The sequence below is a fragment of the Micromonospora sp. LOL_015 genome (genome assembly GCF_048060275.1).
Lineage (GTDB): Bacteria > Actinomycetota > Actinomycetes > Mycobacteriales > Micromonosporaceae > Micromonospora_E.
This window is the reverse complement of record NZ_JBHMIO010000008.1, coordinates 83,898-101,574: the sequence shown is the minus strand read 5'-3', so window position 1 is coordinate 101,574 and position 17,677 is coordinate 83,898. Positions and strand designations below refer to the sequence as shown.

20 protein-coding genes and 1 pseudogene are annotated in these 17,677 nt (G+C 72.6%); 2 read left to right on the top strand and 19 right to left on the bottom strand.

The genetic code is table 11. The features are described 5' to 3' along the window. Positions 1-54: 54 nt before the first annotated feature. The 12 genes from ACFHWU_RS10425 to eno all read right to left on the bottom strand — a co-directional run bounded on the left by ACFHWU_RS10425 (position 55) and on the right by eno (position 10,365). Positions 55-618 carry a hypothetical protein gene (locus tag ACFHWU_RS10425; RefSeq protein ID WP_416556008.1) on the bottom strand — a complete coding sequence of 188 codons (564 nt, stop codon included), beginning with the start codon at positions 616-618 and terminating at the stop codon, positions 55-57. Then, positions 615-2,027, bottom strand: coding sequence for a DUF58 domain-containing protein (locus tag ACFHWU_RS10420; RefSeq protein ID WP_416556007.1), 1,413 nt, complete (start codon positions 2,025-2,027; stop codon positions 615-617). The genes ACFHWU_RS10425 and ACFHWU_RS10420 overlap by 4 nt, the downstream gene beginning before the upstream one ends. Before the next feature lie 13 nt (positions 2,028-2,040). Next, the gene (locus ACFHWU_RS10415; RefSeq protein WP_416590386.1) at positions 2,041-3,078 is read right to left on the bottom strand and encodes an AAA family ATPase; all 1,038 of its coding nucleotides are present in this window, start codon (positions 3,076-3,078) and stop codon (positions 2,041-2,043) included. Next, positions 3,075-3,659, bottom strand: coding sequence for a hypothetical protein (locus ACFHWU_RS10410; RefSeq protein ID WP_416556005.1), 585 nt, complete (start codon positions 3,657-3,659; stop codon positions 3,075-3,077). Before ACFHWU_RS10410 ends, ACFHWU_RS10415 begins: the two co-directional genes overlap by 4 nt. Next, entirely contained in the window at positions 3,652-4,395 is a 744-nt protein-coding gene (locus tag ACFHWU_RS10405) for a DUF4129 domain-containing protein (protein WP_416590385.1), read from the bottom strand. The genes ACFHWU_RS10410 and ACFHWU_RS10405 overlap by 8 nt, the downstream gene beginning before the upstream one ends. A gap of 47 nt (positions 4,396-4,442) precedes the next feature. Beyond that, entirely contained in the window at positions 4,443-5,198 is a 756-nt protein-coding gene (locus ACFHWU_RS10400) for a uracil-DNA glycosylase (protein ID WP_416556003.1), read from the bottom strand. Between the two features lie 80 nt (positions 5,199-5,278). Then, entirely contained in the window at positions 5,279-5,986 is a 708-nt protein-coding gene (locus tag ACFHWU_RS10395; RefSeq protein ID WP_416590384.1) for a dienelactone hydrolase family protein, read from the bottom strand. A 140-nt stretch (positions 5,987-6,126) separates the two neighbouring features. Next, the gene (locus tag ACFHWU_RS10390) at positions 6,127-7,113 is read right to left on the bottom strand and encodes an exopolyphosphatase (RefSeq protein WP_416556108.1); all 987 of its coding nucleotides are present in this window, start codon (positions 7,111-7,113) and stop codon (positions 6,127-6,129) included. A gap of 86 nt (positions 7,114-7,199) precedes the next feature. Beyond that, positions 7,200-7,727 (bottom strand): amino-acid N-acetyltransferase, encoded by a 528-nt coding sequence (locus tag ACFHWU_RS10385; RefSeq protein ID WP_416556001.1) that lies wholly within the window; start codon positions 7,725-7,727, stop codon positions 7,200-7,202. Between the two features lie 9 nt (positions 7,728-7,736). Further along, entirely contained in the window at positions 7,737-8,267 is a 531-nt protein-coding gene (locus ACFHWU_RS10380) for a DUF501 domain-containing protein (protein WP_416556000.1), read from the bottom strand. Further along, entirely contained in the window at positions 8,264-8,941 is a 678-nt protein-coding gene (locus ACFHWU_RS10375) for a septum formation initiator family protein (RefSeq protein ID WP_416567443.1), read from the bottom strand. Before ACFHWU_RS10375 ends, ACFHWU_RS10380 begins: the two co-directional genes overlap by 4 nt. A 140-nt stretch (positions 8,942-9,081) precedes the next feature. Then, a complete protein-coding gene (gene eno, locus ACFHWU_RS10370) occupies positions 9,082-10,365 on the bottom strand; it encodes a phosphopyruvate hydratase (protein WP_416555998.1) in 1,284 nt (427 codons plus the stop codon). A 215-nt stretch (positions 10,366-10,580) separates the two neighbouring features. Between eno and ACFHWU_RS10365 the strand changes: the two genes are divergently transcribed. Both ACFHWU_RS10365 and nudC read left to right on the top strand, forming a co-directional pair. Then, positions 10,581-11,291 (top strand): hypothetical protein, encoded by a 711-nt coding sequence (locus tag ACFHWU_RS10365; protein ID WP_416555997.1) that lies wholly within the window; start codon positions 10,581-10,583, stop codon positions 11,289-11,291. A gap of 73 nt (positions 11,292-11,364) precedes the next feature. Further along, a complete protein-coding gene (nudC, locus tag ACFHWU_RS10360) occupies positions 11,365-12,168 on the top strand; it encodes an NAD(+) diphosphatase (protein ID WP_416555996.1) in 804 nt (267 codons plus the stop codon). 57 nt (positions 12,169-12,225) lie between these two features. Here nudC and ACFHWU_RS10355 read toward each other — a convergent pair whose 3' ends face one another. From ACFHWU_RS10355 to ACFHWU_RS10325, 7 genes and pseudogenes are all read right to left on the bottom strand, one after another. Then, positions 12,226-12,363, bottom strand: a complete 138-nt coding sequence (locus ACFHWU_RS10355; RefSeq protein ID WP_416590383.1) for a hypothetical protein — start codon at positions 12,361-12,363, stop codon at positions 12,226-12,228. Positions 12,364-12,521: 158 nt separating this feature from the next. Further along, positions 12,522-12,731, bottom strand: a pseudogene (locus ACFHWU_RS10350) (hypothetical protein); the annotation flags it as partial. 94 nt (positions 12,732-12,825) lie between these two features. Continuing rightward, positions 12,826-14,472 (bottom strand): DUF885 domain-containing protein, encoded by a 1,647-nt coding sequence (locus ACFHWU_RS10345; RefSeq protein ID WP_416590382.1) that lies wholly within the window; start codon positions 14,470-14,472, stop codon positions 12,826-12,828. A 29-nt stretch (positions 14,473-14,501) separates the two neighbouring features. Next, positions 14,502-14,819, bottom strand: a complete 318-nt coding sequence (locus ACFHWU_RS10340) for a hypothetical protein (protein WP_416551389.1) — start codon at positions 14,817-14,819, stop codon at positions 14,502-14,504. A gap of 135 nt (positions 14,820-14,954) precedes the next feature. Continuing rightward, positions 14,955-15,230 carry a GntR family transcriptional regulator gene (locus tag ACFHWU_RS10335; RefSeq protein ID WP_416590381.1) on the bottom strand — a complete coding sequence of 92 codons (276 nt, stop codon included), beginning with the start codon at positions 15,228-15,230 and terminating at the stop codon, positions 14,955-14,957. Between the two features lie 147 nt (positions 15,231-15,377). Continuing rightward, positions 15,378-16,544: a Brp/Blh family beta-carotene 15,15'-dioxygenase gene (locus tag ACFHWU_RS10330; RefSeq protein WP_416551387.1), complete on the bottom strand. Its 1,167-nt coding sequence runs from the start codon at positions 16,542-16,544 to the stop codon at positions 15,378-15,380. After that, entirely contained in the window at positions 16,541-17,245 is a 705-nt protein-coding gene (locus ACFHWU_RS10325; RefSeq protein WP_416567438.1) for a bacteriorhodopsin, read from the bottom strand. Before ACFHWU_RS10325 ends, ACFHWU_RS10330 begins: the two co-directional genes overlap by 4 nt. Between the last annotated feature and the right edge of the window lie 432 nt (positions 17,246-17,677).

Below are 17,677 nucleotides of genomic sequence, written 5' to 3'. Positions count from 1 at the left end.
CGAGCACGCCCGTGTGAGCCGCCGCACGCCAGCCGGCTGGGCCGCCGCCGGACGTCAGCGGCGCCGGCCCAGGGTGGCGAGCAGGGCGACCGCGCCGACCGCCACCACCAAGCCGGCCAGCACCGCGAGCAGGAAAGGCTGGCCGGCGGTCCGGCCGGCTGCGGTGATCAGCAGCACCACCAGCACCGCCGAGGCGAGCAGCACCGCCGCCACCCGGGTGGACCAGCGCACCACGACCTCGGGGGCCAGCACCACGTCGTACGGCACGGCGGCGGCCAGCGCGGCGAGACTGTGGGTCAGGTACAGCAGCGCGCCGACCGCTGACAGCCGCCACAGCTGCACCGGGGTCCCGTACCAGGTGGTGGCGAGCACCCAGCCGCCGATCCCGACCAGGATCGTCACCGTCGGCGCGTGCCCGCGCGGCGCCAACGCCGGCAGCAGCGCAACGGCGAGCAGCACCGGCCCGGCCCGGCCGAGGAAGACTTCGGCCGGGTACGCGAGCCCGAATGCGAGCAGCGCGGTGACCGCCACCACGCCCCGCAGCAGTACCGGCGCGAGGGTGACCCGGGTGAATCCGGTGCGCACCGCCGCCACCCGGTCCCGGGTCGCGGTGATCATCGCAGCACCGCCTTCGGCGCCGACGCCAGTCGGGCCACGTCCCGTAGCACCTGGTCGAGGCTTCCAGCCCCGGCCCAGTTCACCACCGGTACGCCGTGTTCGCGCAGCTGCCCGACGGTGTTTTCCCGGTCCAGCCGCCACAGCCGGTACGCCACCTCGGTCCACTGACCCTGCCGGGGCGGCGGCGCCACCGTGGTGGGCAGCGTGTCGACGGCGACGACGATCCGGCCCGACCGGGCCATCCGGGCCAGCATCTCCGCCGAACGCGGGTCCACCAGGGGGGTCAGCACCACGACCAGCGCGTCAGAGGAGAGCAGCTGCGGGCCGAAGACCTGGTCGTACGGTTCGTACGGGGTGGGCCGCACCTCGACGTCGAGCAGCCATTCCAGAACCGTCAGGTACTGCCGGCGGCCGGTGGCCGGGCGGAGCCGGCGGGCCGTCGGCCCATACTCCAGCATCGAGACCCGGTCACCGCGGTGCAGGTAGTGTTCCGCGATCGCGGCCGCCGCCCGGACCGTGGTGTCCAGCACCGACGCACCACCGGACACCCCACCGGAGCGGCCGACCTCGGTGAGGACGTCGAGCAGCAGCACCACCTCGGCGTCACGGTCGGACAGGGTCGCGGCGACGTGCAGCTGTCGGGCCCGCAGCGACACCCGCCAGTCGATGCGGCGCAGCCGGTCGCCGGGGCCGAAGATGCGCACCCCGGCCAGTTCACCGCCCTCCCCCGGCCGGCGGGACCGGTGCCCGCCGACCAGCCCGGCGGCGCGGGGCATCGCCTCGTCGGCGTTGAACGGGTCGATCACCGGGTAGACCGGCACCCGGACCGGTTCGGCGACCACCGGCCGGCAGGACAGTAGCCCGTCGCAGGCGATCGCCCGCGCGGCGACCGGCCCGACCGGCTGCCGGCCCCAGCGCAGCGCCACCCCGGACAGTTCGAAACCGGCCGCCGAGCCGGTCGGCACCGCCAGGCCGAACGGGCGGTCCGGCACCCCACCGCTGGGCCGGGGTCGGGCCGCCGCCAACCGTTCGAGCACCAGCAGCTGGCCGCCGCCGGGTGACGGGTCGATCGAGATCGGCGCCAGCACCCCGACCTCGTCGATGCGCAGCCACGGCGACACCAACGCGCGTACCACCACCAGGTCGTAGTCGGCGTCGGCCGGGTTGGCGGTGGCGGCCCGGGCACCGACCTGACCGCCCTCGACGAGGTTGGCGTCGACCGCCCCGAGGTCCAGCACCGGCGCGGCGACCGGCCGGCGGCGCAGCGCGTACGCGGTGCCCAGCGCGAACGGGGTGGCCAGGGCGACCAGATCGACCCGACCGAGGATCACCCCGGTGATCAGCAGCAGCCCGGTGATCAGCACCGCCCGGCCCAGCGCCCGGGTCGGCTGCCATCGCGTGGCGGTCATCAGGTGCCGCCGGTCACGGTGCCCCGCGGCGGCCGGCCGCCGCGTTGCCCGGTGGGCCGAACCCGCCGCCGTAGCTGGGCAGCGCGCCGCTGGCCGGGGCCGGGGTCTGCGCCAGTACCTCGCCGACCACGAACGACGGATCCACCCGGCGCAGCCACATCTCCGGCCGCAGGGTGATCCGGTGTGCCAGTACGGGGGCGGCGACCTCCTTGACGTCCTCCGGCACGACGAAGTCCCGGCCGGCGAGCACCGCCCTGGCCCGGGCCAGCAGCAGCAGCGCCAGCGAACCCCGGGGCGACGCTCCGACCAGGACCGACGGGTGGTCCCGGGTGGCTGCGGTGAGGGCCACGATGTACCGGCCGATGGAGTCCTCGACCACCACGTTCTCCAGCGCCGCCTGCATGGCCCGCAGCCCGGCCGCGTCGACCACGGCGGCCAGTTCGGTCTCCTCCTGGCGGCGGGAGATGCGCCGACGCAGCACCTCCCACTCCTCCTCGTGGCTGGGGTAGCCGAACGACACCCGCAGCAGGAACCGGTCCAGCTGCGCCTCGGGCAGCGGGTAGGTCCCCTCGTACTCGATCGGGTTGGCAGTGGCCAGCACGTGGAACGGCGCCTCCAGCCGGTAGGTCACCCCCTCGACCGACACCTGCTTCTCTTGCATCGCCTCCAGCAGCGCCGACTGGGTCTTCGGCGGTGTCCGGTTGATCTCGTCGGCGAGCAGCAAATTGGTGAACAGTGGACCGGCCCGGAAAGTGAAGTCGGCGCTGCGCTGGTCGTAGAGGAACGAACCGGTGACGTCGGCCGGCAGCAGGTCGGGGGTGAACTGCAGCCGACGGAAGTCCAGCCCCAACGCCTGGGCGAACGACCGGGCGGTCAACGTCTTACCCAGCCCGGGGAGGTCCTCCAGCAGCACGTGCCCACCGGCGAGGATGCCGGCGAGGACCAACTCCAGCGCGTCCCGCTTGCCGACCAGCACGGTGCCGACCGAGTCCAGTACGGCGTGCGCGAGCCGGCTGACCTCGGTGGTCGGGGCCGCCACCACGTCGTTCATATCTTCTCCAATTTGCTGACGAACACCGCGCAGTCCTTGGCCGACGGCTTACGCCGAGCCGGGGTGTTCAGGAAGTTCCACAGTTCGTCCCCGCAGATCTCCCGGGCCCGTTGTGGGTCGGTGGCCCGGGTCAGCCCGTACCGGTGCCGTAGCCGCTCGTCGACCAGCTCGCCGAGCACCGGCAAGGTCACCTCGGCGAACCGGCCCGCGTCGCCCTGACCGGCCCGCAGCCGGCGCTCCCACCGGCCGACCGCCTCCCGCAGGCCGTCCTCGCCACCGAAGACGTAGCTGCCGTCCTCCGGGTCGGAGCCGACCCGGCGCAGCTTGACCGGGGGCGGGGCGGCGACCGACCGTACGGTGCGGCGCAGCACCACCAGCGCGAGGCAGCCAGCGAAGACCGCCTCGATCGGCACCGTCAGGCCGAACAGCCGCAGCCCGAGCAGGATGGCAGCGGTGCCGGCGGCGGCCAGCGCCAGCGCCGTCAGCCAGGACCGGACCCGGCCGGGGGCGCGACGCTCGCGGGGCGGCGCCTCCTCGTCGTGGTAGAGCAGGTCGTCGATGCTGGTCTGCGGGTCACTCACCGGCCGGCCCGCCTTCGCCGGGGCCGACCGCGACGGTCAGCTCGGTACGCAACCGACGCAGCGCCCACCGCGCCTGCTCCCGGGTCCGTTCGTCGACGTCGTGCCGGGCGTAGCGGGCCTCGCGGTAGACGCCCGCGAACGCCGACAGCACCTCGGCGCTGATCTCGTGCCCGGCGAGCAGCCGGGTGACCAGGTCGGTCGACGTGTCGCCGATCTGGCGGGGGGTGCCGGCCGCGGCGGCGGCCTGCTCCAGCCGTACCCAGCAGGCGATCACCGCCCGGCGCGGGTCGGCGTCGGCGGCGGAGAGCTCGACCAGGCCGGCGTCGACAGCGGCGACCACCTCGGCGGTGCTGGCCGGGCCGGGCCCTGTGGTGCTCCGCCGGCGGATACCGACCGGGTTCGGCCGGGGCCGGCGCCGCACCACGTCACGCAGCAGGGTCCACAGCAGCAGGCCGGCGACAACCAGCACGGTGAGGCCGCACAGCGCCCCGGCGAGCAGCGGAACCCAGGACGGAAGCTGCTGCTGGTCGGCGGCGGCGAAGTCGTCCGGCGGCGGCTGGTACGTCGGCGCCGTCTGCGGCTGCTGGTAGTCCGGCAGCGCGGGGATGTCCCGTTCGACGGTGGCGTCGGTGCGGCCGACCGGCAGGGTGGAGTTCGCCGCCGCGACCGCGGTCAGCGCGAGAAGTACGGCGACGGCGGCGAGTGGCCACAGCCTGCGGATAGCCGCGGAATCCATTGCCGGCGGGTGCCCCCTCGGGTCCTCCAGTGGTCGTCTCGGCCCGGTCAAATCCGCCCCGCCAGGCGATTCACCTCGGTGAACACCTCGTCGAGCATGGCAGGAGTGAGCCGTCCGGTGAACGTGTTCTGCTGGCTGACGTGGTAGCAGCCCAGCACGTCGGGCACCGCCCCGCCGCCCGACCAGTGTGCCCCATGGCCGAACACCGGCCGGGGTGTGGGCGGTCGTCGCCCGTACACCCGGGTCATCGCCGGCCACCAGGCGGCCCAGGCGAACGCGCCGAGCGCGACCACCACCCGCAGCGTCGGTCTCAGCAGGGCGATCTCCCGGTGCAGCCAGGGCGCACAGGTGTCCCGTTCGGCCGGGGTGGGCCGGTTCGCTGGCGGGGCGCAGCGGACGGCGGCCACCACCCGGGTGTCCGACAGCCGCAGACCGTCATCGACAGCGACGCTGGTCGGCTGGTTGGCCAGCCCGGCGCGGTGCAGGGCGGCGAACAGCACGTCGCCGGAGCGGTCGCCGGTGAAGACCCGGCCGGTGCGGTTGCCGCCGTGCGCCGCCGGTGCCAGCCCGAGGATCGCGATCCGGGCGTCCGGCGGCCCGAAGCCGGGCACCGGACGGCCCCAGTAGGTCTGGTCACGAAACGCCGCGCGCTTTGTCGCGGCGACCTCTTCCCGCCAGGCGACCAGGTTCGGGCAGGCCCGGCAGCCGGCAATCGTGTGGTCCAGCGTCGGCAGGTCCGGCACCCGCGCCGCCGCGCTGGTCACGTGGGCCGCGCTGGTCACGTGGGCTGCGGTACCGGTCACCACGGCTCCTTCCGACGTCGGTCGGCCAGCAGACGGCGCACCGCGAGACCGAGACCGAGACCGGCCGGCCGGCCGTGACGTCAGCCGAGTCGGGTCCGGAACATCTCCAAGGTCCGCGCCCAGGCACGCTTCGACGCGTCGTCGTCGTACGACTCCGGCCGGTCGTCATTGAAGAACGCGTGCCGGGTGCCAGGGTAGTCGTAGATTACGCAGCCGCCGCCGGCCGCCTCAATGTAGCCCTTGGCCTGCTGGATCCCGTCGGCGGCGGAGGTGCCGTCCTGCTCCGAGCAGTGGATCATCGCCGACTTGCCGGCGTAGCCCGCCCAGTCGGGACGCATCCGCTCCCACGGCAACGCCGGGTAGAACCCGGCGGTGGCGACGATCCGCCCGGTGAGCGTGGCCGACCAGAGCGCCAGGCTACCGCCAGCGCAGAAGCCGACCGTACCGACGGTGTCGCCCGCCGACTCGGCCCGGCCGGCGAGGTACTCGGCGGCGCCGGCGATGTCCTTGGCCGCCTGGTCCATCGCCAGGCCCATCAGCAGCCGGCGGGCGTCGTCCGGCTCGGTCGCCTGTACGCCGTGGTGGAGGTCGGGAGCGAGGGCCACGAACCCCGCCTCGGCTAGCCGGTCGGCGACCGCGGTGATGTGCGGCACCAGCCCCCACCATTCCTGGATCACGATGACCGCAGGTGCGGCGCCCGCCGCGCCGCCCTCCCCGGGTGCCGGTGGCAGGGCCAGGTATCCCTCGCTGGTCCCGCCGTTGCTGCGGTAGCTCACCATCTCGCCCATGGGGGTCCTCCTGTCGGTCAGTCATCGTTGGCTGGCGCGCAGTGGGGCACGTGTCCGGTAGCCTGACACGCGCCGTGGGGCCGGGGAAGGCGCGCGGAGGGTGGCGTACGCCTCTTGGTGAGCTGCGGTACGTCTGCCGGTCACCGCAAGCTCAGGCAGATCCCGTCCAGGATGTCGTGCTCACTGGCCACCACCGACGACACGTCGGCGCGTTCCATGACGATCCGCAGCACCAGGGCGCCGGCGGCGATCACGTCGGCCCGGCCCGGGTGCATCACCGGGATCCGCAGCCGCTGCCCGACCGGCATGGCCAGCAGGTCGGCGGTCACCTCGGCCACCTGGTCGTAGCTGATCCTGGCGTGGTGCAGCCGGTCCGCCCGGTAGCTGTCCAGCCGCAGCGCGATCCCGGCCACCGTGGTCACCGACCCGGCGAGCCCGACCAGCGTCGGCGGCGGGCCGGACCGGTCCGGCCCGAGCACCACCGACAGCGCCCGGTCGACCGCCGCCGCGATGTCGCGTCCGGCGGCGGCGATCTGGGCGGCGGTCGGCGGATCGGCACGCAGGTGCCGCTCGGTCATCCGTACGCAGCCGACGTCCACCGACACCGCCCGGTGCACCGTGTCGGTGCCGACGACGAACTCGCTCGACCCGCCGCCGATGTCCACCACCAGGTACGGTGCCGGCGCGGTGGCGGCCAGCCCACCGACCGCCCCGGCGAAGGTGAGCCGGGCCTCCTCGTCGCCGGTCACCACCTCCGGGGTCACTCCGAGGGTGGCCTGCACCATCGCCACGAACTCGGCGGCGTTGTCGGCGTCGCGGCTGGCCGAGGTGGCGCACATCCGCACCCGCTCGACGCCGTGCGCGGCCAGCTCGGCGGCGTACCCGGTGAGGGCCTGCCGGGTCCGTTCGATGGCCGCCGGGGCGAGCCGGCGGGTCCGGTCGACGCCTTCCCCGAGCCGGACGATCTCCATCCGACGAACCACGTCGGTCAGCGGCGCGGCGACCGACCCGGCCGGCGAACCGGCTCCCGTGACCGGGCCGGGCCGGGATTCTGCCGGCTGCCACGGGTCCGGCAGGTCCGCGATCAGCAACCGGACCGCGTTGGTGCCACAGTCGATGCCCGCCACCCGCGTCGCCACACCGGACACCGTACCGGGTGCGTAGCCGCTGCCGGGCCGGCGGCCGACGCCGTCGGGCGCGGGTGCGGTGCACGTCAGCGCAGGTGCAGCAGCATCCGGGTGTTGCCGAGAGTGTTCGGCTTGACCCGCTCCAACCCGAGGAACTCGGCGACGCCCTCGTCGTACGAACGCAGCAGTTGCTCGTAGACCTGGGCCGGCACCGGGGCCCCGTCGATCTCGACGAACCCGAAGCTGGCGAAGAACCTGGTCTCGAAGGTGAGCACGAACACCCGGGCCACGCCCAGCTGACGGGCGACGGCGAGCAGCTCCGTCACGATCCGGTGCCCGATCCGCCGGCCCCGGCACTGCGGGTCGACCGCGACGGTACGGATCTCCGCCAGGTCCTCCCACATCACGTGCAGCGCGCCGCAGCCGACGATCACCCCGTCCGCCGGCTGCTCGGCGACCCAGAACTCCTGGACGTCCTCGAACAGCGTGACCGTAGCCTTGCTGAGCAGCCGACGGTCCGGGCTGTACAGGTCAATCAGCCGGCGGATGCCTCGTACGTCGCGGGTCCGGGCCCGCCGGACGACCAGGCCGGCCTCGGATCCGGGATCCGTCACGCCGGTCACCTAGTCCGACTCCGACGGCGGTACGCAGGGGCCGCCGGCCCACCAGGGGCCGATCAGCTCCCGCACCCGGTCGCCGACCGGGTTGACGCCGGGGCCGACGGCGAGCGCGTGACCCAGGTGGACGTGCAGGCACTTGACTCGGCCCGGCATGCCGCCGGCCGACACTCCGGCGATCTCCGGGACGTGGCCGATCGCCTCCCGCCGGGCGAGGTAGTCCTCGTGCGCCGCCCGGTAGTCGGCGGCGAACTCGGGATCCTCGGCCAGCTCGGCGGCGTACTTACGCATCAGTCCGGCCGATTCAAGCCGACTGCAGGCCGATGTCGCCCGGGGGCAGGTGAGATAGAACAGGGTCGGGAACGGCGTGCCGTCGGCGAGCCGGGGCACCGTCTCGACCACGTCGGGCAGTTGACACGGACAGCGGTGGGCGACCGCCCGGGTGCCGCGCGGCGGCCGGCCGAGCTGCGCGGCGACCGCCGCGAGATCACGTTCGTCGGCTGCTTCACTCACCGATTCGTTCACCGGTTCGCTCACCGAGAGATGCCCTCCGCGTCGGCGGCCTGCACGCTCGACCAGAGCGTGTCGTACCACGGGCCGGCCGGGCCGTCGCGCTCACCGGCCGGCTCGACCGGCTCGCCTGAGTCGCGGGCGGCACCGTCCGGATCGTGCAGCACCAGCAGCGGGACCTCACCCGGGTAGACCATGTAGAACCGCCGCTTCGCCTCGATCCGGATGAAGTCCGGGTCCTGCCAGCGCTCGGCCTGCGCGTTGAGCTCGGCGATCCGCTCGCGCTGGGCCTGCTGGGCCTGCTCGATGCGGGCGATGTCGGACTGCTGGGCCAGGTAGACCCGCACCGGATAGGTGTACGCCAGCGCCAGAGCGACCAGCACCACCAGCAGCACGGTCGCCCGGCCGGTGAACCGGTTGGGCTGCGGCGCGGTGGTCCGCTTGACCGGGCCGCCGGGCACCCGGCGGCCGGCGGCCGGCCGCCGGCTGGCCGGGCGACCCGGGTCACCGGAGCGGCCCGCAGCGGAGCGGGGCGCTACGACCCGGTCGGCACCCGCCGACCGGGTAGCTCTGCCGCGCTGGTCGGCCCGGGAGCCGCTGTCGCGGCCGGCGAGCCGCAGTGGCCCGCGCGAGCCGGACCGGCCGGGCTGTCCCGGCCGGCGGGCCGGGCCCTGACCACTCGGTGTGCGCCGTTGCGGCACCGTCGTCACACCCCTCCCAGGCGGTTGGCTGTACGGGACCGGTCGGGTGCGCCGACGGCTGGTCGAACCGTCGGCGCGCCGGGACCGGTCGGACCGGACCCGGTCACCAGGACCGGGCTGGTCGAACCGGCGGGACGCTACTAGGCGGAACGGTACCTCGGGAACGCACCGGCCCCGGCGTAGCGCGCCGCGTCGGCCAGCTCCTCCTCGATCCGCAGCAGCTGGTTGTACTTGGCCACCCGCTCGGAGCGGGCCGGTGCGCCGGTTTTGATCTGACCGCAGCCGGTGGCTACCGCCAGGTCAGCGATCGTGGTGTCCTCGGTCTCACCGGACCGGTGGCTCATCATGCAGCGGAAGTTGCTGCGGTGGGCCAGCTCGACCGCGTCGAACGTCTCGGTCAGCGAGCCGATCTGATTGACCTTGACCAGAACGGCGTTCGCCGCCTGCTCGGCGATGCCCCGGGCGATCCGCTCCGGGTTGGTGACGAACAGGTCGTCGCCGACGATCTGAATCCGGTCGCCGAGCGCGGCGGTCATCGCCGACCAGCCAGCCCAGTCGTCCTCGCCCAACGGGTCCTCGATGGACACGATCGGGTACTCGCCGACCAGCTTGGTGTAGTAGGCGACCATCTCGTCGGAGGTCTTGCCGGCGCCTTCGAAGACGTACGCGCCGTCGCGGTAGAACTCGGTGGCGGCGACGTCGAGCGCCAGCACGATGTCGGTGCCGAGCTGGTAGCCGGCGGCGCCGACCGCCTCGGCGATCAGGTCCAGCGCGGCGGCGTTGGTGGGCAGGTCCGGGGCGAAGCCACCCTCGTCACCGAGGCCGGTGGCCAGGCCCTTTTTCTTCAGCACCGACTTGAGCTTGTGGTAGACCTCGGCACCGCAGCGCAACGCCTCCCGGAAGGTCGGCGCGCCGATCGGGGCGATCATGAACTCCTGCACGTCGACGTTGGAGTCGGCGTGTGCACCGCCGTTGAGGATGTTCATCATCGGCACCGGCAGCAGGTGGGCGTTCGGCCCACCGAGGTACCGGAAGAGGCTCAGCTCGGCGCTGTTCGCGGCGGCCTTCGCGACCGCCAGGGAAACGCCGAGAATGGCGTTCGCGCCCAGCCCGGACTTGTCCGCGGTGCCGTCCAGATCCAGCATCTTCTGGTCGATCAGCCGCTGCTCGCTCGCCTCGAAACCGACCAGCTGGTCGACGATGCGCTCCTCGATGTTGGCCACCGCCTGCTCGACGCCCTTGCCGGAGTAACGGTCCGCGTCGCCGTCACGCAGCTCGATCGCCTCGAAGGCCCCGGTGGACGCGCCGGACGGCACCGCAGCGCGGGCGATGGTGCCGTCGTCAAGCCCGATTTCGACCTCGACGGTCGGATTGCCGCGCGAATCGAGAATCTCCCTGGCGACGATTCCCTCGATGGTAGCCACTGTGTCGCTCCTCGTGATCAAGTCCCGCAAGGCCGCGACGGTGCGGCCGACCGTTCCGGTGGCAGCGTATCGGGCGACGGTGACGTTGCGGGCGCTGGCTTCCGAAACGCGGGATGTACGCGTCGGGAACCACCCGGATCTGGCATCGATCTCATTTACTGACATTGATGTCAATCGGTTTGCGGTAGGTGGACAGGATCGGTCACCCTGTCACCATGCGTGCAACGGAGAACCGGTTCCGCCGCGCCGCAGCGGCCACCGCCGCCGGCACGCTGCTGCTGGTCGCCGGCTGCCAGACCATCGCCGACGCCGGCCAGACCATCGAGCCGGCCGACCTGGTCAACGAGCTGGCCGCCCGACTCGACGGGGCCAGGGCGTTGACCTACTCGGCCGAGTACCAGCTGGTCGGCGGGGCCAGTGCCAGCATTGTGCAGGCGCAGACCCCACAACGTACGGCGTACGTCTACCCGGGCGGCAAGCTGATCGTCACCGACGAGACCACCACCGAGTGTGACACCGACGACTCCCCGCCGGTCTGCACCCTGACCAGCGGGCCGTCCCCGTCCGCCCAACCAGATCCGGAGCTGTTCACCGACGCCAACGCCGGAGGCCTGGTCACCCCACCGGTGGTGATCACGCTACTCAACGCCACCGCGCTGGATCCGGCGGCCGTGGTGAGCCAGAACGACACCACGATCGCCGGCCGACACGCCACCTGTGTGCAGGTCAGCCAGGTGCAGGGGGCGGCGGCGTCCCGATTCGACGTGTGTGTCACCACCGAAGGCGCGCTGGGCAGTTTCAGCGGGGTGGTCGATGGACAGACCGTCGAATTCGCGATAAGCCGGTACAGTGACACTGCCGACGAGACCGCCTTCACGCTCCCCCACGGAGCGCGGTCCGTCGACCGTCGCCCCGGCCCCGCGTAACGGGCCGCCCGTGGCCGATCCAACCCCGCCCAGCGATCCAACCCCGCCCAGCAGATTCGTTCCCGATGCCCGGGTGGGCCGGGGCGCCGACCCGGCCGATCCGTGCCTGGTGGTGGCCGGCCGCCGACTGCTGGTCGGCGCCAACGGCGGACTACCGTCGGTGGCCGATCTACCGGCCAGCACCGAGTGGGTGCCGCTGGGCAGCCTGGACGGCGCCCGGGTGTGGGCAGCCGGCCTGCCCGCCGTCGACGATCAGCTCGGCGGCTGGCGGAGCTGGCCGGCGATGGCCGGTGAGCTGGGTGAGCCACTCGCCGCGCTCGCCGGACGCGCTCTGCAGGTGATTACCTGGCGGCGTACCCACCGGTTCTGCGGCGGTTGCGCCACCGAACTGGCCGACGTTCCCGGCGAGCATGCCCGCCGCTGTCCCGGCTGCAATCTGTACGTACCGATGCAGCTCTCCCCCGCCGTCCTGGCTGCGATCACCCGCACCACCCACGTCGGCGCAGCCGAGCTGCTGCTGGTCCGCCACGCCTACGGCGCCACCGCGATCTGGGCACTGGTGGCCGGCTTCGTCGAGGCCGGCGAAACCCTGGAGGAGGCGGTGCACCGGGAGGTCGACGAGGAGGTCGGGCTGGCTGTGCACGACATCGCCTACTTCGGCAGCCAGCCGTGGGCGATGTCCGGCCCCGGCGTGGTGCTCGCCGGTTTCACCGCCCGCGCCGGGCCGGACGCCGAACCGGTCGTCGACGGCCGGGAGATCGCCGAGGCCCGGTGGTTCGCTCTGAACGACCTGCCGGCCGAGCTGCCGGCAACGTACTCGATCTCCCGCTGGCTGATCGAACACCAGCGGGGCGGCGGCCGGTCAGATCGGCATTGACAGCCTTGCCGCCCTAAACGGCGGCCTTCGTGCCGTCCGGCATGACCGCGAAGTGCGTCAGCCCCAGCGGACCGTGCGGCCGCCGATCTTCGGCGGCCGCAGACGACCGTTGTCCAGCACCGTGAACCGGGAATCGCGGGTGAAGAAGTTGCGGTACGCGGTGTGCAGGTCCGCGAGGGCCTGCCACGACACCACCGCCGACACCTCGCCCAGCCACGCCCCGCTCCGGAGTCGCCCTGGCCCACGTGATGACCCACTTCGACAACTCGGCGTCCCGACACGTACGGCAGGCCCTGCCCGCGGGCGGTCTGCCGGACGCGCAGCCCGTAGTTGAACACCACCCGGGCACATCCGAACACCTTCGCCAGCGCGACCCGCTGGCCGGGCGCCGGACAGCCCCGGAACCGGTACCGGAGCCGCACGAAACACACGACACCAAGTTGGCCTATGCCACAACTCGACGGTATCCGCACCTCCCGACCTGGTGCGCCACTACCACCGGGCCAACAAGCTCTGGTCGGGCTCGTACGTTGCCGGCTCCGTCGGCCGCCGCCACCGGGCATCGTGAAGCAGTACATCGAGCAGCAAAACCGGCCAGGTCAGAGCACTACTCGGGCCCTGGCGGGCCGCCCAGCGCGGGCCGCCCAGCGCGGGCCTTCACCCCCGGCCTGAAGGCCGGAGCACCGGCCCGCATTCCTGTAGCGCCGGCAGATGCCGCGGCGGCGGGGAGCCGTGCGCCAGCATCGCGTCGTGCCACTGCCGGGCCGGTACGCCGGCTGGCCGCGCCGCCGCCACCTGCGCCACCTCGGCGTAGCCCACGAAGTACGTGGACAGCTGGGTGGAGGTCAGCAACGCTCGACGCCACTTGCCGGCCGCTTCGCCCTCCTCCTGGAAGCCCCGACCGGTCATCAGCGCCATCGCCTCGGCCTGCGGCAGCTCCGCGCAGTGCGTCAGCTGGTCCAGGATCGCGTTGATGGTCATCCGCAGCTGCATCTTCAACTGCTGCAGCCGTACCGGCAGGCCACCGAACCCGGCGTCGACCATCATCTCCTCGGCGTACACCGCCCAGCCCTCGACGAACGGCCCGGACCGGCCGACCGCCCGCACCCGGGTGGTGCCGAGAAACCGGCGGGCGTGCGCCAACTGCAGGAAGTGCCCCGGCATCGCCTCGTGCACGGTCAGGTTACGCACCATGTGGTCGTTGTACTCGCGGTAGAACGACTCGACCCGCTCAGCGGGCCAATCCGTCGGCGTCGGCGCGATGCAGTAGAATGTCGGCACGTCGGCTCGCTCCAGCGCCCCAGGCGGGTCGCAGTAGGCCACCGCGACGCCCCGGGCGAACTCCGGCATCTCCTGAATCACGCACCGGTCGTCCACCATCGACACCAGATCGTGGGCGGCGACGAACTCGGTGGTCTCCCGCATCGCGGTCTGCGCCAGCGACACAATGGACGAGTCGTCCGGATGCTCGGCGGCCAGCCGGGCCAACGCGGCGCGTGCCGTGTCGTCGGTGGCCGGCCCACCGGTCAGTTCCGCCGCCGCCGCCCGGATCTCGCCGGTCACCCGCTCCAGATTCGCCCAGGCCCGGTCCAGCACGTCGGCGGCGGTCAGCTCGGTGTCCAGGGTGTGCCACAGCTGGGCCTCCCACAGCCGCCGGCCCAGCCGTGGGTCCCGCCGGTCGACGTCGCGGTCCAGGCTGTCGCGCAGCCAGCCGGCAAACTCGTCCAACGCGAACGCCGCCTCGGCCGCCAGCGGCTCAACCTTGTCCCGCAGCCCCGGCTCCTCGGCCAGCAGCCCCGGCACCTGGTCTCGGACCAGCGCGGCGGTGCCGGCGAACTGGCCGGCGGCGGTCTCCGCGTGGATCGCCGGCACGCCGCGCAGCGTCTCGCGCGCGGTGGCCAGCACGTCCGGTACGGCGCCGAGCCGTCCGGCCAGGCTGGTCAGCCGCTGCGCGGCCGGCGCGAACGGGCGGGCGATCAGCCCGTGCAGCAGCGGCCCCGGATTGTAAACCAGCGGATTCCACTCCCGGGCACGCACCTCGGTCAGCTCGAACAGCCGCCGGTCGACGATCGACGACAGGATCGCGTGATCCACCCGCTCCTGGGCGGACAGTGTGTCCGCGTCCACCTCGGCGAGCGCGTTGGTAGCGTCCAGCAGCATCGTCGCGGTGGCGGCGACGCCATCGACGGACAGGTCCGGCAACCGGTCGTCGTAGCGGTGGTCACCGGCCGACGACGCCAGGACCGGATCGCTGGCCAGCAGCGCGTCGATGATGCGTTCAGCCAGAGGTACGAACGACGCCATGCCACCGACCCTAGGCCATCCCACCGACGCTATGCGCCGATCAACCCGGCGAGTGTCCGGACCGGCGACTCCAGTTCGCCCGGTGAATGCGCGGCATAGCCGAGCACCGGTCCGGGCCGAGCCGCGGCCACGGCCAGCGCCGCGTCGTCGACCCCGGCCGGCAGCTCCAGCACCAGGGCCATATTGACCGAGCCGATGTACGCCACCTGGTCCGGTGCCACCCCTTGCCGGCAACCGACCGGCTCCCGGTCGTAGCGGAACTCGGCGTCGTAGCCGTCCTCGATGATCAACCCGCCGGTACGCCGGGCCCAATCGAGCAGCTCGTGACGGCGGTGCGGGGCCAGCACCACTCCGCCGATCCTCGATGCCGACCGTCGTCGCGCCGCGCTCCCGCAGTGCGGTGGCGAGCAAATCGAATGCCTGCACGGCGCCGGTGGTGACGAACAGCCGGGCCGGGTCGGTCCGGGCGGCCCTGACCCGGCTCAGGTAACCGGCCAGGCCGGTACGCAGCCGCAGCACCGCCACCCGGTCCCCGGTCCGTGCAGTGGTCCTCGCGGCGGGTCCGGTGGGGTGTGCTGAGCCGCCGGGCGCGGCGGGGTCGCGGCGACCGTGGTGCCGGCACCCCGTCGGGCCAGCAACCAGCCCTCGGCGGACAACTGCTCATACGCCTCGCCCCTTCGGGAGACCATCAGCTCGGCGGCCAAGTTGCGGGTGGACGGCAGTCGGGTGCCGGCGGCGAGCCGGCGATCGCCGCGCACCGGTCAGCTGGTCAGTGAGCCCTGCCCGGGTCCGGTCCAGCTCGACCAGCACCAGGCCAGGCCCTGCGGTACGCCGTTGCCACCGTTGCCGCTGGCCGCGCTGGTTCGCTACGCGCCCCGGCTCGCTGGCGGCCCCCGCCCGGCAGGTCACCGTCGGCGGCGCTCGGCTACCTGGCGGTGATGCTGACCGTGGTGGCGTTCCTGGCTTGGTTCACCGGGCTGCGCCGGCTCGGAGTGGAACGTCGACCGCCGCCCCGACCGGGCCGGTCCCGGCCGCGCCGTGCCGGCGTGTTCATCGGCGTACTGATCGTCGCGGCCGGCCTCGCCATCGGGCTGGGTCGAGTCTTGCCGGCCCGGCAGCTCCCGCGCCAGGTAGTCGACGCCGCGCCGGTCGAGCCAGAGCACCAGCAGGGCGTGCGGTGCGGTTAGCCCGGCCAACACCGCGAAGCCGGTGGACAGCCCCACCTGCGGCGTGGCCGAAACGGCGAACGGCACCAGGACAGCCAGCACGGCTCCGGTAGGGATCGCCGCCTGGGCAGCGAACCGCCGCAGTGCCGGACCGAGCCGGCCGGCGGCCAGGGTGGCAGCGTTGCCGGGGTCGGCCAGCAGCAGCCGGGCCACATGCCGCACCGAGTGACCCGCCGCGAAGTAGGTGCCGAACGCCCACCCAGGCGGCACCAGCACGAACACGGCGATCAGCAGCCCGAGGTATCCGGCGTCGCCGCGCCGGCCAGCCCGTAGGTCGTTGACCATGGTGGCGACCACCGCCGCGCCGGCAAGCACGACGGCGCTCACCCGGACCTCGCTGTTCAGCAGGTACGCCGAACCGGCGCCGATGCTCTCCAGCAGCGGATCAACGTGGTCCGGCCAGAGCGTCAACGGCAGCAGCACCGGCGGCGCTCCGTAGGCGAGCACGGCGTACGGCCGAGTCGGTGTTCGTCGCGCGTCCCGTTGCCGGTGGAACGCCTCGTCGCCGGTGCCGAAGTGGACGACCGCGACAATCAGGAACACGACGAGCGCCGGGCCGGAGAAGCGGTGGCAGATCCACCAGACGAGGACAGCGAGGCAGGCGTACCCGACGAGCAGGCTCACTCGTGGCCGCCAGCCGTCGCTGGCGGGTCTCAACCAGGCCGGCACCAGATGGTCGACGGCGCCGTGGGGTAGGCCGAGTAGCAGCCCCACCAGCAACGGCAGCGGCGAATCGACCGCTGGTGTCGAGTGGTTCAGCACAGCCAGATGGATCAGCAGCACCGCGCCGAACGCCGGTACAACGACCCACCCGGCCCGACTCAGCAGCCAACGGTCGGCAGTCAATGCGTGACGTGCAGGTTGCCCCGGTCGGCGAGCAACCGCAGCCGCCTCAGGTCGAGCGCGCTCCACACGATCTTCATCAGCACCGTGAGGACCACGAACACCGCTGTCGTGGTGGGCTCGTCGAACACGCCGAGACCGGCTGGTCCCACCAGCCAGACCAGGGTGAAGCCGAGCCACAGGGCGCTGAGCAGCACGGCCAACTGGTTGAAGTGAGTCCGCATCTGGTCCGGCTGCTGAGCTGCCGCTCTGCGCAGCGGCCCCCAGATCACCACGAAGTTGGCCGCAAGCGCGAGGACGCCGACTCCGTAGGCGAGGTATCGCGTGGCCGGTTCGAGCGCCAGGTCACCAACCAGTCCGCAGAAGATCATGGGAACGCTGGTCACTACCACGAGGGCCGCCAGGTCGGTCCTCCTGCCGGCCGACGCATGCGTTCCGACCAGCACCAGCGCGTAGCCGAGCAACGGGGCGGTGACGATCCAGTCGGCGTAGTACCCCCAGTGCACGGCGTGGTCGCCGGCCGCGGTCAGGGCGCCTCCAAGCGCCATCACCGCGTGCCAGATGGCAGACCAGATCAGGATGACGATCGCGAGCAGGTACACGACGACCGGGACGCCCTTGGGCTCGCGCATCCAGCGGACGAAGTACAGCACGGCACCGAGCGCGACCACCACGAAGGACCACAACCACAACTGCGACACCACGAACCCTCCGCAGTCGGGAAGCCCGCCGGAACATCTTCCCAACGGTATCCCCTTCCCACGCTCTTGGTAGCTATTCGCAACATCAGCCGACCTGCCAATTGCACCGTCCACCTAGGCTTGAGTCGTGCAGGCGGAGACCCTGACCAACATCACGGCGATCATCCTGTCGGTCGTCTCGCTCACCGTCTCCGTGGTGCTCGCCGTCCGGCAGAACCGCAGGCATCCACCGGCTACGCCTTACCGGTCGTCCTCGATGTCCTCGACCAGTTCCGGACCCAGGAGTTCTTCGACGCCCGCGAGTACATCTCTTCGACCAGCTGAATCAGGAGTACGACCCACCTGTGGCGTACTCCGACCACTCCTCCTCGGCGAGGCTCGCCAGAGCCTGTCGACGCGGCTGTCAACTGCCGGGCAGCGGTGGGAGAATCACCG

Excerpts from the sequence above, each read along its gene's own strand:
- ACFHWU_RS10425 (WP_416556008.1), bottom strand. The coding sequence starts at position 618 with ATGATCACCGCGACCCGGGACCGGGTGGCGGCGGTGCGCACCGGATTC.
- ACFHWU_RS10420 (WP_416556007.1), bottom strand. The coding sequence starts at position 2,027 with ATGACCGCCACGCGATGGCAGCCGACCCGGGCGCTGGGCCGGGCGGTG.
- ACFHWU_RS10415 (WP_416590386.1), bottom strand. The coding sequence starts at position 3,078 with ATGAACGACGTGGTGGCGGCCCCGACCACCGAGGTCAGCCGGCTCGCG.
- ACFHWU_RS10405 (WP_416590385.1), bottom strand. The coding sequence starts at position 4,395 with ATGGATTCCGCGGCTATCCGCAGGCTGTGGCCACTCGCCGCCGTCGCC.
- ACFHWU_RS10395 (WP_416590384.1), bottom strand. The coding sequence starts at position 5,986 with ATGGGCGAGATGGTGAGCTACCGCAGCAACGGCGGGACCAGCGAGGGA.
- ACFHWU_RS10365 (WP_416555997.1), top strand. The coding sequence starts at position 10,581 with ATGCGTGCAACGGAGAACCGGTTCCGCCGCGCCGCAGCGGCCACCGCC.
- ACFHWU_RS10345 (WP_416590382.1), bottom strand. The coding sequence starts at position 14,472 with ATGGCGTCGTTCGTACCTCTGGCTGAACGCATCATCGACGCGCTGCTG.